Source organism: Hymenobacter sediminis (assembly GCF_003231285.1).
Taxonomy (GTDB): Bacteria; Bacteroidota; Bacteroidia; order Cytophagales; family Hymenobacteraceae; genus Hymenobacter; species Hymenobacter sediminis.
Genome location: NZ_QKNS01000001.1, coordinates 62359 through 77300, shown reverse-complemented (window position 1 = coordinate 77300; position 14942 = coordinate 62359). Strand labels below are relative to the sequence as shown.

Sequence of the window (14942 nt, the reverse complement as noted above, 5' to 3'; positions counted from 1 at the left end):
CCGAAATAAGGACAAGTGGCATAACCTGTGGATAATAATGGGGAAACATGAGGATAACTCGTGGAGAACTTGCGGAAAAGTTTTTTTGGTGGTTTGCTCCTACTGGCAGCCTCTCTCTTGTGTACAATCCTTGTGGACAAGGGTGGATAACTATCCCCCGAAAATACTACTATCCACACCACTATGTGGATGTGAATTGTGGATTTGTGTATAAGGCCTGTGGATTGTTAAAAACACATCCAACTTATTATTTATCAGAGTCTTACTATCCACATACCCTGTTGATAGACGGTGCATAACTCTGTTCTTGTACACATGTTATCCCCGCTGTGTATAACTCTGTTTTCTTATCCACTTATACACAGCCCTAACGACAGGAGACAAAAGAGAATTTATTTAAAAAAGAATTTTAAAAGTTATTAACCCTGTGGAAAAGCCAGCCGGGCCTTCCTCATGGTTTGAAGAATAGGTGGGGGTAGGAAATCAGTTGTTCTGTCAGAGGATCGGCACACAGGAGGTGGAAAAAGCAAAGTGCCGTAAACTGCTGACGGAAGTTGCGCGAAACGCTAAGGTTTGCTCAGCTATGAGGAGAGTAGGGACATCATTCCGATTCTTGTAGCGAGGTGACGTCTTCACGGAGCAGGTGACGCTTATTGTCCACATCCCATCAGCCGTAATTATCCCCACTTTAGGCCTGGGTTAGTGGATAACCACCAAGCAGAGTAGAATTTCGATATGCCGCCTATCAAATTCGAAGGTCTATGTTAATAATCAACAGGTTATCCACAATACAATGGCCGTTTATCCACGATTATGAGGTGGAACTAGGATAAATACGCAGCCTCCTCGCCTCAAGCGGCGTATAGAGGAGCCCATAGTTGTTTTAGTTCCTACCCATGCCGTTCGATTACACCCTCGACTTTCGGACTGTTGATTTCCGCCAGCACCCCGAGTTGTACCGAGTAGGCAAGGGGGAGCAGGGTGTACTACTGGTGCAGCCCTATAAAGCCGAGATTCTGCCTCACTGGCGCTTCCGGACCCCGGAGGTGGCACGGGAGTCCTCGGAGCACATCTATCGTCTCTTTGAGGCCTATTTGCAGCAACATGATTTTGTAGGCGCCGACATGGCCCGCAAGTTCCTGCAGATGGGCTTCACGCGGGCCCGACGCTACGCCAACCACAAAGGCGGAAAAAAGTACGACGGCCCGGTGCCAGACGACAAGAAGGGGCAAAGTGGCGCCCACGGCCGCGACGAGCTGCCCCGCACCCCCGAGGACCCGGTAAAGGCTGAAGCCGCCGCCATCTTTAAGCGCAAGTGGGACCAAGCTAAAGAACACCCTGAGTACTTGCGGCAGCGAACCGAATTTGAGGCGCGCTACGGCAAATGAGAACTGCGACCTACCTTTACTTTCCCTGAATTTAACTCCTCACCCCAGACGTAATGGCTATGCAGACACCAGCCCAATCCTCCAGCACCGACGAAAACGAAATTACCCTAGGCATCGGCATGGGGCCGCTTAAGTTTGGCGCTTCCATGGATGAAGTTCGCGCCCTAATGGGGGAGCCCGAAGAAATTGAAGAGTCGGAAGACGACGACGAGTTTGAGCACCAGGCTTGGAACTACCTCGAAGAAGGCTACTCGCTCTACTTCGACCGGGAAGACGACTACCGCCTGAGCTGCATCGAAACCGACCATCCCGGCATCCGCCTCTACGGCGAAGCCATCCATGGCAAGAGCCCCGAAGAAATTCAGGACCTGATGAAGCGCCATGGCCATGAGCAAAGCGAGGTAGAGAAAATGGACACCGGTGAGATGCGCCTGTCCTATGAAAAGGAAATGATTGACATGTATTTCGATGAAGGCGAGCTGCAGTTTGTCAACTTCGGGGTGTTTATCAACGACGACTTAGAGGTGCAGTGGCCCGCCTAAGCCAGAGTTATCCACAAAAGCACGAGTTTTTCCTGTGGATAAGTTGATAAGATGCTCATAGCCGGGAGTTTTCAACAACTCTTCTCACTTTGAGAGCTAAAATGGCTAGCAAGTGAATGGCCTGAGCAATAGGCTAAAAACAAAAAAGCTGCTCCGAATTTCGGAGCAGCTTTTTTGTTTTATTCCAAGAATAACTTAGGAAGGCATAATAGCCCGGAACAGCAGGAACAACCCACCCGAAAGGGCCATGGTAACTGGTAAGGTCAGTACCCAGGCCAGCGCAATGTTGCGCACCATCTGAGGGTTCAAGTTCTTAATACCACGGTTGGCTACCATAGAACCAGCAATAGCCGATGACAAAACGTGGGTAGTAGAAGCCGGCAAACCTAGCTGCGTGTTAGCGCCAATCATGGCAGCTGCTACCAACTCCGACGATGCACCCTGGGCGTAGGTTAAGTGTTCTTTGCCAATTCGTTCCCCAATGGTTTTCACGATGCGCTGCCAACCAATCATGGTGCCCAGACCCAAGGATACTGATACGGCTACTAGCACCTGCCAGGGGGCATAATCAGTGAAGCCTTTCATGTTGGCCAGGCCCACCGTAAGGGTTTCCCGGTCAGCAGTGCTCAGGCTCACTTTGTCGCTGCCCAGTACGGTTTTGGCTTGGTTGTTCAGCAGCAGAATGGCTTTGCGAATCTCGAAGCGGGCGTTTTGCGGCAGTTGAGCTACCTCGGTTTTACCCACGAAGATGCTGTCAAGAGAGTTGGTTTGCTGCTTGATGTTCGCAACCGCCTCCCGGTCTTTGGAACTCAGTTCCATCACGTTTACCTTCTGCATTACCTGCTCCACCTTCACCAGCGAGTCGCGCATATCCAAGGGGTTCTTGCCGTGGTCGAGGGCGAAGTAGGTTGGTACAATGCCAATCAGGATCAGCATAATCAGTCCCACACCTTTCTGCCCGTCGTTGGAGCCGTGGAAGTAGCTTACCAGGGTGCAGGTGGCAATCAGGATCAGACGAATCCAGAGGGGTGGGGGCTTGCGCTTGTGGGGCTCTTTAAAGATGGCCTTGTTCTTCACGAAGCGCTTAAGCAGGAACATCATGATGATGGTCAGCGAGAAGCCGAACAGCGGACCGGTCAGCAGCGCTACACCTGTTTCGCCGGCCTTGCTCCAGTTCACAGCCGCATTATTGGAGCCAGGCAGAAAGCTGAAGGCAATGCCTACCCCCAGGATGGACCCAATCAGGGCGTGCGATGAGGACGAGGGCAAACCGTAGTACCACGTACCCACGTTCCAGATAATGGCTCCCATAATCAGGGCGCCTACCATGGCAATGCCATGATATACGTTCTGGTCTACGAGGCTTTCCACAGGCAGCAGGTACACAATGCCCATGGCCACAGCGATGCCACCGGTGAGTACCCCAATAAAATTCCAGAACGCCGACCAAATAACGGCCACCCAGGGGCGAAGGGTGTTGGTGTAAATAACCGTCGCCACGGCATTGGCCGTGTCGTGGAAGCCGTTGACAAATTCAAACGCGCAAGCTGCTACCAAACAGGCAATCAGCAGCAACAGCACATGAGGCTCTAAGCCAAACATAAAGGGGGGATTGGTGAAGATTCAGTTTCGGTAACCAAAGGTAGGACCGCCCAAAGGGGGCGCAAGATTATGAAATTGTTACCGGACCTGCTGACAAGTCGGGCTATTGAGCCGCTAAACGCAGGGAAGTTCTGCGGGGTTAGGCCGCAGGTCCTGAGCATCAATAAATTGTTGAGTAGCAGTTTGACAAGGGGATTTATGATTGCGCAGGTAGGTAGCAAGCTAAAGCTTTGGCTACTTTTGCTCTTACTTTAGAACTGAGAGCTTAGAGGTGAGAAGCAAAACCTGATTCAGACGCAACGTCTGAACAACTGGTATGCATCTACGCTCTAGGCTCTATCTTCTACCTACTACCCTCTCCATGAGCAACGAGCAGAAACCCGCCGCCACGGCCGAAAGCACCCTGGCCGATATCGTGTCGCACGCCAAGGAATACGGCTTCGTATTCCCTTCCTCAGAAATTTACGACGGCCTGGCCGCCGTGTATGACTACGGCCCCAATGGCGTGGAGCTCAAAAACAACCTGAAGCAGCTTTGGTGGAAGGCCATGACCCAGCTCAACCAGAATGTGGTAGGCATTGATGCGGCCATCTTTATGCACCCGCTCACCTGGAAAGCCTCCGGCCACGTCGATGGTTTTTCGGACCCCATGATTGATAACCTCGACAGCAAGAAGCGCTACCGCGCCGACGTGCTGCTCGAAGACAAGGCCGCTGAGTACGAGAAGAACGGCGAAATAGCCCGCGCCGAAACCCTGCTAGCCGAAATGGGCCGCCTGCTCACGGCCGAAGATCTGGCCGGCGTCAAGCAGCTCATCCTCGACGAGCAGATTATCTGCCCCGTTAGCAAAACCGGCAACTGGACTGATGTGCGCCAGTTCAACCTGATGTTCTCGACGCAGGTAGGCGCCGTGGCTGATGACTCCAGCAAGATTTACCTACGGCCCGAGACGGCTCAGGGCATCTTTGTCAACTTCCTGAACGTGCAGAAGTCGGCACGCCAGAAGGTGCCGTTTGGCATTGCTCAGATCGGCAAGGCCTTCCGCAACGAGATTGTAGCCCGCCAGTTCATCTTCCGGATGCGGGAGTTCGAACAGATGGAAATGCAATTCTTCGTGCGCCCTGGCACCGAAGGTGAGTGGTACCAGACCTGGAAGGAAACGCGCCGCCGCTGGCACGAGGCCCTGGGCCTGCCCGCCGACAAGCTGCGCTTCCACGACCACGATAAGTTGGCTCACTACGCCAAAGCTGCCGTCGACATCGAGTATGAATTCCCCTTCGGCTTTAAAGAAATCGAGGGTATTCACTCCCGCTCCGACTTCGACCTGACCCAGCACCAAAACCTGAGCCGGAAAAAGCAGCAGTACTTCGATAACGACATCAACCCTGAGACCGGCAAGCCCTACGGCAACTACGTGCCCTACGTAGTGGAAACCTCGGTGGGCGCCGACCGTCTGTTCCTGGCTACCCTCTGCCAAGCCTACCAGGAAGAAACCATTACGGAAGGCGAAGGCGAGAAGCAACAAACCAAAACCCGCAAGCTGCTGCGTCTGCACCCGGCCGTAGCGCCCATCAAAGCCGCCATCTTCCCGCTGGTTAAGAAAGACGGCCTACCCGACAAAGCCAACGAAATCTACAACTCCCTGCGCCACGACTTCCGGTTGGTGGTAGAGGAGAAGGATTCCATCGGGACGCGCTACACCCGCCAAGACCTCATTGGTACGCCCTTCTGCATTGCCGTTGACCACCAGACCCTGGAAGATAACACCGTAACGGTCCGTCACCGCGACTCTCGCGAGCAAACCCGCATGCCCATCTCGGAGCTTCGCAGCTACATTGGTGAGGCTGTTAGCCTTTCGCGCATTTTCGAAAAGCTGTAAGCGAATTATACACTGAAAACAGAAAGGCCGCCGGAGCAATCCGGCGGCCTTTCTGTTGGTGGCTAAAGCTGAACTTGCTACCCCTAGTTTTCGCTCAGCCAAGCGGTAGCGTCGCGGCGGGAAGTAAAGTAATTGAACTCGACTTGGGCCGGGGTTGGAGGGTAGGAAGCCAGGGAGCTGCCAATCTGGTAGCGGTACTGGCCCTCTGATACCACCGCGGCAATAAACAAAGGGCGCGACAACTGTTCAGGAAGTATGGTGGCAAGAGGATGCAGCAGTTCGGCTTCCTCGGTCAGGGAAACATTGCGCTTCAGGTCCAGGAGCAGCTTGCCTACGTTTTGCGCTAGCATGGCTTCCAGCGCTTTTTGGTAAGCCTGCCCAAACGATACGCCGGAGCAAGTAGCAGTGAAGTTAAGATGCAGGGTGTCAGAAGACGGATGGTAGGTGATGGACACATCCGAAGAATTAGGTAGGGTCATTGCCAAGGGAAAATAACAAGCAATACGGGGTATAATCCAAATAATTGATACCGCAACGTGCTGATGTTACGGTGTTTACGTAATAACTATCATGAAATGTTCCCTATATTCAGAACAAAAAATGAAATAACCAACTAACAGGCTCAGGCTGAGCCGTAACGTGTGGCGCGGGTTAATACCGGAGCGGCACCAGATAGCTGCCAGGGGTTACGTACCTTTGCTGCATTTTAGCAGCCTATGTGGAGAAACCTCGCCCTGTTCGTTATTAAGAACCGCCGCCTGCTGATCGGGCTGCTGGCCGTTATCACGGTGTTTATGGCCTGGGAAGCCCGCAAGGTGCAGATGACCTACGATTTTGCCCAGGTCGTGTCGCCCGACGACCCCGACATGGTATACTTCCAGGAGTTCAAGCGCAAGTTTGGCGAGGATGGCAACGTGTTGGTGCTGGGCATGCAGGATAGCTCGGTGTATGAGTTGAAGAACTTCAACGAGCTGCGCAGGCTAACGGATACACTCAGCAAGGTAGAAGGGGTAAATGGGGTGCTGGGTGTTACGCGCCTACCCCGCCTGGTAAAGGATACCGCTACCCAAACCTTCCGGGCCGAGCCTATTTTCCGCAACTTCCCCCGCACCCAACCCGAGCTCGACTCGCTGATGCGGGTAGTAAACTCTCAGGAGTTCTATAAAGGCCAGCTGATTTCGCCTACCACTGGGGCTACGCTGCTGGCCCTCACCATGGACCCCAAGTACTTGAACTCCAGCCGGCGCGAGGCCGTGATGCAGGAGATTCTGAGCCACGCTGAGCGGTTTCAGCAGAAGACCAGCATCAAGATGCACTACGCCGGCCTGCCCTACGTGCGGGCCACCATGACCTCTAAGGTAGCGGGCGAGATGAAGTTCTTCGTGGCCCTCACCATCGTGATGATGGCCGCGACCCTGTTTATGTTCTTCCGGACGTGGTCGGCGGTGGTGTTCCCACTGCTGATTGTGTTGATTGTGGTAACGTGGTGCATTGGCAGCATGGTGCTGCTGGGCTACAAAATCAACCTGCTCACGGGCCTGATACCGAGCATTATCATCGTTATCGGCATCCCGAACTGCACCTACTTGCTTTCTCGCTACCACTACGATTACCGTAAATCCGGCAACCAAGTGCTGGCTATGGCGCGGGTGGTGCGCAAAATCGGGCTGGTGACACTGATGAATAATACCACCACAGCCATTGGCTTTGTGGTGTTCTGCTTCACCAACATTGCCATTCTCTACCAGTTTGGGTTAGTGGCTACCCTCAATATTTTCGTGGCGTTTGCGGTGTCATTCATCCTGATGCCCATCATCTTCACCATTCTGCCGCCGCCTACCCCCAAACAACTCGAGCACCTCGAAGCCAAGCCCCTAACCAAGCTGCTGGAGTTCTTCGACTACCTGGTGCTGGAGCGTCGGCGCACGGTGTACCTCACAGCTCTGGCCTTACTGGTGCTAGCCTCGTTCGGGGTTACCAAGGTGAAATCAGTTAGCTATATGGTCGATGATCTGCCCAAAGACTCGTCCGTAAACTCTGACCTGAAGTTTTTTGAGCAGCACTTCAACGGCGTAATGCCGCTGGAACTGGTAGTAGATACGGGCCGGCCCAAAGGTCTCCTGAAACTCAAGAACTTGGAGCGCATCGACCGGCTGGAAAACTTCCTGCGCACCCAGCCCGTGCTGACTACCCCCGTGAGCGTGGTTACCTTCCTGAAAGCCTCTACCCAGGCCTTCTACAACGGCAACCCCGAGTTCTACCGCCTACCCGATAACTCCGAGAAAAACTATGTGTTCAGCTACTTGGCTCGCTCACAGTCCACGGAGGGCAGTGAGGGCCAGCTGACCAGCAAGTTGCTGCGCTCCTTCACCGACAAGGATATGCAGGAGGCTCGCATCTCGCTGAAAATTGCCGACGTAGGTTCGCACAACCTCGATACGCTTATCAACAACCGTATCAAACCCGAAATCGACCGGATTTTCAAAGGCACGGACATAAAGGTGAAGCTGACCGGTACCACCACCATCTTCACTAAAGGCAACGAATACCTGATTGGGACACTTAAAACCAGCCTTTGGCACGCGTTCCTGCTGGTAGGCGTGGTGGTTCTGATTCTGTTCCGCAGCATTCGGGCGGTGTTCTTTACCCTGCTGCCCAACTTCTTCACGCTGCTACTCACGGGCGGAATTATGGGCTACTTCGGCATTCCGCTCAAACCCAGCACGGCCCTGATTTTCAGCATTGCCCTGGGTATTGATGGCGACAACTCTATTCACTTGCTGGCAAAGTTCCGGCAGGAAATGGCCGCCAACGGACGCCGGGTGAAGGCCGCCATTACCACTACCTTGTCGGAGGCGGGCACCAGCATGATTTACACCAGTATTGTGCTTTTTCTGGGCTTTTCGGTGTTCGCCTTCTCGGAGTTTGGCGGCACCAAGGCCCTGGGTCTGTTGATGTCGGCCAGCCTGCTGATTACCAACTTCTCCAACCTGATTCTGCTGCCCTGTCTGCTCGTTACCTTTGAGCACGGCAAGGACGAGGACGTTATCGACCAGTCTGGTATCCGTCATTACGACGACAACTACCACGAGGAAGATGATGACCTAGAGCTGAATCTGAATAAAATTCAGGTGCAGCCGAAATTGAACGGTTAAATACTTAGGAAACAGCTGCCATCCTGAGCGAAGCGAAGAACCCTACCACGTTGCAACGATGGTTGTTCCCGCGTAATGAAATTCTTCGCTCCTCTCAGGATGACAACCGATTTTGCATAGCTCCCCTAGATCATATGAACTACCCCGAATACAAGCAGCCGCTCAACTATGGCCAGGTTGGTACCGATATCCTGGCGTGGTGGAAGCAGAACGGCATCTTCGAGAAAAGCGTGAGCACCCGCGAAGGGCAGCCCACCTTCGTGTTTTATGAAGGCCCGCCTTCGGCCAACGGCGCCCCCGGCATTCACCATGTAATGGCCCGGACGGTAAAGGACATCTTCTGCCGCTACCAGACCTTGCTAGGCAAGCAGGTAAGCCGGAAAGGCGGCTGGGATACCCACGGCCTGCCTATTGAGCTGCAGGTAGAGAAGGAGCTAGGTATCACCAAGGAAGATATCGGCAAGAAAATCAGCATCGAGGAATACAACCAGCGCTGCCGCGAAACCGTGATGCGCTTCAAAGCCCAGTGGGACGACCTCACCGAGAAAATGGGCTATTGGGTTGACCTCGACGACCCCTATATCACCTTCGAGCCTGAGTACATCGAGAGCTGCTGGGCCCTGCTCAAAAAGCTCTACGACAAGGGTCTGCTCTACAAAGGCTACACTATTCAGCCTTATTCGCCGGCCGCCGGCACTGGTCTGTCTTCGCACGAGCTGAACCAGCCCGGCACCTACCGCGACGTGAAGGATACGACCATCGTGGCTCAGTTCAAGGTAAAGCAGGACGAGAAATCAGAGGCCTTGTTTGCCGGAGCTGGTGAGGTACCAACCTACATCCTGGCCTGGACCACCACGCCCTGGACCTTGCCCGCTAACACTGGCCTAGCCGTTGGGAAAAACATTTCCTACGTGCTGGTAAGCACCTTCAACCCGTACACCTACGCGCCCATTCGGGTGGTGCTGGCGGAGGCGTTGGTGAACCGCTATTTCTCGGAGAAAGGCAAGGACGCTTCGTTTGAAGACTTCAAACCTGGCGATAAAGTGCTGCCCTGGCGCATCGAAAATACCTTCAAAGGCTCCGAGCTCGTAGGCATCAACTATGAGCGGCTTTTCGGCCAGGATAAAGGCTTCCCGGCATTTGAAGGGGAGGAGCGAGCCTTCCGCGTAATTCCCGGCGACTTCGTGACCACTGAAGACGGTACCGGCATTGTGCACATTTCGCCCACGTTCGGCGCTGATGACTTCCGGGCTGCCCAACTGGCCGACATCCCGGCGCTGATTGTGATGGATGCCGAGGGTAAGCCTACCCCTGTTGTGGACCGCACTGGCCGCTACGTGCCCCAGATGGGCGAATTCGGTGGCCGTTGGGTGAAAAACTACGATGGCCACGACCAGAGTGGAGCTGACTACAAGACCCTCGATGAAAGCATTGCCATCCGCATGAAAGGCGACGGCACAGCCTTCAAAGTGGAGAAGTACGAGCACACCTACCCGCACTGCTGGCGTACCGATAAGCCCGTGTTGTATTACCCCTTGGACTCTTGGTTTATCAAGACCACGGCGGTAAAAGACCGGCTCATTGAGCTCAACAAAACCATCAACTGGCAGCCCGAAAGCACCGGGACCGGTCGCTTCGGCAACTGGCTGGAAAACCTGGTAGACTGGAACCTGAGCCGCTCGCGCTACTGGGGTACGCCCCTGCCCATCTGGCGCACCCAGGATGGCTCGGAGGAAATCTGCATCGGCAGCATTGCCGAGCTGAGTGCCGAAATTGACAAGGCTGTAGCGGCTGAGGTGATGACGCACAACCCCATCAAGAGCGGGGAAATGACCGATTTGCACCGTCCCTATGTAGATGACGTGTTCCTCGTGTCACCCTCCGGCCAGCCCATGTACCGCGAGACGGACCTCATCGACGTGTGGTTTGACAGCGGCGCCATGCCCTACGCCCAGTGGCACTACCCCCTGGAAAACAAGGCACAGTTCGAGAAGAACTTCCCGGCTGATTTTATTGCCGAGGGCGTAGACCAGACCCGTGGTTGGTTTTTCACCCTGCACGCTTTGGCTGTAATGCTAGAGGACTCAGTGGCCTACAAGAACGTTATGGCCAACGGCTTGGTGCTGGACAAAAACGGCAACAAGATGAGCAAGCGCCTCGGCAATGCCATCGATCCGTTTGCGACCATCAACCAGTTCGGCCCCGACGCTACGCGTTGGTACATGATTGCCAACGCCCAGCCCTGGGACAACCTCAAATTCGACCTGGCCGGCATCACGGAAGTGCAACGCCGCTTCTTCGGCACGCTGTTCAATACCTACTCGTTCTACGCCCTCTACGCTAACCTCGATGGCTTCCAGGCTCGTGAGTTCGACCGGGTGCCCTACGCCGAGCTGACCGAGCTGGACCGCTGGATCTTGAGCAAGCTGCAGTCTTTGATTCAGGAAGTGCGCGGCTACTATGATGGCTACGACCCCACCAAGGCCGCCCGCGCCATCCAGGACTTCGTGACCGATCAGCTCTCCAACTGGCACGTGCGCCTCTCACGCCGCCGTTTCTGGAAGGGCGAGCTGACCGCTGATAAGCGTGCCGCCTATGAAACCCTGCAGGAATGCCTGGTGGTAGTGGCTCAGCTCATGGCTCCTATTGCGCCTTTCTTCGCGGAATGGCTCTACAAGAACATGACCGACGGTATGCGCGAGGAGGCAGTAGCCAAAAACACCCCACTAGCCCCCGAGTCTATCCACCTCACGCTGCTCGTAGAAGCCGATGAAACCCGCATCGACAAGGCCCTGGAGGAGCGCATGGATCTGGCTCAGCGGATTTCTTCGCTCACCCACTCCCTGCGGAAGAAGTCGGTGCTAAAGGTGCGTCAGCCCCTGCAGCGCATCCTGGTGCCGGTGTTCAACGAGACTACTCGTGAGCAAGTGGGCAAGGTGGAAGACCTGATCTGCGCCGAGGTAAATGTGAAGCACGTGGAGTTCCTCGACGATACCAGCGGCGTGCTGGTGAAGTCGGTGAAGCCGAACTTCAAGCGCCTGGGCCAGCAGTACGGTGCCAAGCTGAAAGCCGTGGGCGCCCGCATCCAGCAGATGACGCCGGAGGAAATCAGCACCCTCGAAAAAACCGGCCAACTAGCCGTGGAAATCGACGGCGAGGCCTACACCCTGGCCCCCGATGATGTGGAAATCCGCACCCAGGACCTGCCCGGCTGGCTGGTAGCCACCGACGGCCCCCTCACTGTGGCCCTCGACGTGACCCTCACCGATGAGCTGCGCCAAGAAGGTGTAGCCCGCGAGCTGGTGAACCGTCTCCAGAACCTGCGCAAAGACAGCGGCCTGGAGGTCCAGGACAAGATTCAGGTAACGCTGGGCCACCAGCCCGAGCTGGAAGCCGCCGTCCAGTCGTTCGGCAGCTATATCCGCGAGGAAGTGCAAGCCCTGGCCCTGAACTTCGCCCCCGACCTGACCGGCGGTTCGGTGCTGGAATTTGACGAGTACACGGTGCCGGTGCAGCTGGAAGTAGCCAACGGCTAGTGGCCTAGGCCAGTATCCAAAGACCAAAAAGGCCGCGAAACATGCGTTTCGCGGCCTTTTTTACAAGACTACCTATCGCCGCGAGAGGCTGGTTACTTAATTCGCGCTTTCGTCACATCGTCTCCCTTTTTCTTAGACACCAGTTCCATGTCATATTTATTGTTAGGCAGCAGGCTGCTATTCAACTGACGATTGTAAGGTATAGTGGGCATAGAGCGTTGCTGTTGGAAGCGTATGCGGAGTTGCATAGGCACCCAGAAAGACTATAGTTAAGTCCATGAAATGGGTACTGAGCGGCGAATTGTTGTTGATTTCCTTTGAAATATATGGTAGGAGGATATCAGAATAAACGTCTTTTGCTTATCTCTATCAACTCAGCATTTTACGGTTTGCAGTTACTAACTCGGTTCCTACTTCTCTTTCAAGGCCTGCTCATCAAAGTCACCCGGAAAGTGTACGCCGCGGGTCGTCCGTAAAAACGTTTGTTTCCAGTAAGTTTGCCTTTTCGCGAGCTTTTGGCACAACGCCGCACAAATTCTTGAAAAACGGGTTTGTATCGGCACAAAAGCAACCTCAGAACATATACCAACGACGCGGATGCTACAGTGGGACGCCACATAGCGGAGTCAAAAATTCTGCGTCACTTTGTGCTTATGAAGTACTGGAAATACTACCTCGTGGCCTTACTGGTCATTGTTGTTGATCAGCTCTCGAAGTGGGCCGTACACCGCTATATGCCCATGGGAATGCCCGGCGAAATTCCTGTGTTTGGCGACTGGTTTAAGCTACACTACACGCTAAACCCAGGCATGGCCTTTGGGGTAGAGCTGCCGCCGCCGTACGGCAAAGTGCTGCTCACCCTGTTCCGCCTAGTAGCCGTTACGGGCATCAGCTACTACATTTACCGTCTCTGGAAACAACACGCACCTAATGGCCTGATCATCTGCATCGCCATGATTTTAGGCGGGGCCATTGGCAACCTTGTAGACTCCATTTTCTACGGCGTCATTTACAACAATGCCCCATTCGATGCGCCTACCCCTTGGTTGCACGGGCAAGTCATTGACATGCTGTATGTGGACATTTACGAAGGCATTCTGCCCAGCTCCTGGCCGCTGGTAGGAGGCTCGCATATTTCCCTCTGGCCGATCTTCAATATTGCCGACTCGGCCATTTTTGTGGGGGTAGCCCTAATCCTGATTTTCCAGAACCGCTTCTATGGGCAGCACCTAGAGCAAGCCCACCCAGTAGCCGCCGACGACCCCGCGGCCGCCCAAGCCCGCCGCGACGCGGAGGCTTCGGAAGTGGCTTAGGATACGTCGTTGCCTAGGAAGTAAAAAGACCCGCTGGATTATTCCAGCGGGTCTTTTTTTGCAGTCGGCCCTTGGGTATAACTTCCGGGCGTACTTCGGACGTAGCTCCGCTTCCCCTTCAAGCGTTAGGTTTCTATGATTATCAAACAGAAAAGAATTTACCGAGCCGATTTACAGACTCATCCTGATGTACTTTATCTATTTGGCGACAACGAAGAGCGCCGCGGCTTAGGCGGACAGGCTATTGAGATGCGCGGCGAACCGAATGCTATAGGAATTCGAACTAAACGACGCCCGCGCTTGCAAGCCGCAGACTTCTGGTCGGATGAAACGCTAACGGAAAATTGCCGAATGATTGACGAAGATCTTGCTCCTGTACGGCATCATTTAGCTGCTGGAGGAACTATCGTGTTGCCGGAAGATGGGTTAGGTACCGGGTTAGCTCAGCTTCAGCAACGAGCACCCCAAACGTTTGCCTACCTACAGCACGCCCTGGAAAGCTTAGAACACCCTTACCAAACCTGATGTACCAACGGCTTGATGCGCTGCTCATAGACGCTGCGTACGGCCTGCATTTGTTCAGCGGTAAGGGCGGGCAGCTCAGCGGCCTGAAGGTTTGATTCAAGCTGGCTGGGCTTAGAAGCGCCCGGAATTACGCAGCTTACCTCATCAAACATAAGTACCCAGCGTAAAGCCACAGGAGCCAGGTTGGGCTGGTCGGGGAATATCTTTTTCAGCTCCTCCACGGCGGCTAGGCCGGTTTCATAATCCACGCCCGAGAAGGTCTCGCCTTTGTCGAAAGCTTCACCGTTGCGGTTAAACTGGCGGTGGTCGTCGGGCGAGAAGGTGGTTTCGCGCGAGAATTTGCCCGTGAGCAGGCCGCTTGCCAGGGGTACGCGCACAATCAGTCCCACGTCGTGGCGCTTGGCCTCCTGAAACAACAACTCAGTTGGGCGCTGCCGAAACATGTTGAAGATTAGCTGGATGGTGGTCACGTTGGAAAACGTAAGGGCCTTAAGTCCTTCTTCTACCTTCTCCACGCTCACGCCCAGGTTCAAGATTTTACCTTCATCCTTCAGCCGGTCAAACAGCTCGAAAATTTCGGGGCGGTAGTACACCTCCGTGGGCGGGCAGTGCAGCTGAATCAGATCGAGGGTTTCGAGCTGCATGTTGCGCAGGCTAGCTTCCACGAACTTGCGGAGCGCTTCGGGCTGGTAGGCTTCATTAACGTGAGGCTGCAGTTGGCGGCCGCACTTGGTGGCCACGTACACCCGCTCGGAGCGGCTGCGTACTAATCGGCCCACTGCCTTTTCACTTTCTCCGTCGCCGTACACATCGGCCGTGTCAATGAAGTTGATGCCACTGTCAACAGCAGCGTTCAGGATAGAATCGGCGGTTTCATGGCTGAATGGGTCACCCCATTTGCCTCCCACCTGCCAAGTGCCAAGGCTGATTTCAGAAACATTGAAGCCGGTTTTGCCAAGTTTGCGGTAGTGCATGGGGGTAAGGAAGTAGGTTAAACGGTTT

Annotated in this window: 10 protein-coding genes; 7 read left to right on the top strand and 3 right to left on the bottom strand. The window is 54.5% G+C overall.

Translation table 11 applies throughout. From position 1 onward, the window contains the following. The first annotated feature begins 896 nt into the window (after positions 1-896). Together DNI29_RS00340 and DNI29_RS00335 are read left to right on the top strand one after the other, a co-directional pair. Complete coding sequence (locus DNI29_RS00340; protein ID WP_110976086.1) at positions 897-1388, top strand: DUF4385 domain-containing protein; 492 nt, start codon at positions 897-899, stop codon at positions 1386-1388. Positions 1389-1447: 59 nt separating this feature from the next. After that, entirely contained in the window at positions 1448-1930 is a 483-nt protein-coding gene (locus tag DNI29_RS00335) for a hypothetical protein (RefSeq protein ID WP_110977241.1), read from the top strand. Between the two features lie 195 nt (positions 1931-2125). On the opposite strand, the gene DNI29_RS00330 is transcribed toward DNI29_RS00335, so the two are convergent. After that, on the bottom strand, positions 2126-3532 hold the full coding sequence (locus tag DNI29_RS00330) for an inorganic phosphate transporter (protein WP_110976085.1): 1407 nt from the start codon (positions 3530-3532) through the stop codon (positions 2126-2128). Positions 3533-3893: 361 nt separating this feature from the next. Between DNI29_RS00330 and DNI29_RS00320 the strand changes: the two genes are divergently transcribed. Then, complete coding sequence (locus tag DNI29_RS00320; protein ID WP_110976083.1) at positions 3894-5411, top strand: glycine--tRNA ligase; 1518 nt, start codon at positions 3894-3896, stop codon at positions 5409-5411. Between the two features lie 83 nt (positions 5412-5494). On the opposite strand, the gene DNI29_RS00315 is transcribed toward DNI29_RS00320, so the two are convergent. After that, positions 5495-5890 (bottom strand): hypothetical protein, encoded by a 396-nt coding sequence (locus tag DNI29_RS00315; RefSeq protein ID WP_110976082.1) that lies wholly within the window; start codon positions 5888-5890, stop codon positions 5495-5497. A gap of 237 nt (positions 5891-6127) precedes the next feature. Here DNI29_RS00315 and DNI29_RS00310 point away from each other — a divergent pair, with 237 nt between their 5' ends. From DNI29_RS00310 to DNI29_RS00295, 4 genes are all read left to right on the top strand, one after another. Further along, a complete protein-coding gene (locus DNI29_RS00310) occupies positions 6128-8566 on the top strand; it encodes an efflux RND transporter permease subunit (RefSeq protein WP_110976081.1) in 2439 nt (812 codons plus the stop codon). Between the two features lie 134 nt (positions 8567-8700). Next, the gene (gene ileS, locus DNI29_RS00305; protein ID WP_110976080.1) at positions 8701-12102 is read left to right on the top strand and encodes an isoleucine--tRNA ligase; all 3402 of its coding nucleotides are present in this window, start codon (positions 8701-8703) and stop codon (positions 12100-12102) included. A gap of 653 nt (positions 12103-12755) precedes the next feature. Beyond that, a complete protein-coding gene (locus DNI29_RS00300; protein ID WP_110976079.1) occupies positions 12756-13415 on the top strand; it encodes a lipoprotein signal peptidase in 660 nt (219 codons plus the stop codon). A 135-nt stretch (positions 13416-13550) separates the two neighbouring features. Further along, entirely contained in the window at positions 13551-13940 is a 390-nt protein-coding gene (locus DNI29_RS00295) for a DUF7831 domain-containing protein (RefSeq protein WP_110976078.1), read from the top strand. Here DNI29_RS00295 and DNI29_RS00290 read toward each other — a convergent pair. Continuing rightward, positions 13928-14914, bottom strand: coding sequence for an aldo/keto reductase (locus DNI29_RS00290; protein WP_110976077.1), 987 nt, complete (start codon positions 14912-14914; stop codon positions 13928-13930). The two genes, DNI29_RS00295 and DNI29_RS00290, sit on opposite strands and share 13 nt — an antisense overlap. Positions 14915-14942 lie beyond the last annotated feature (28 nt).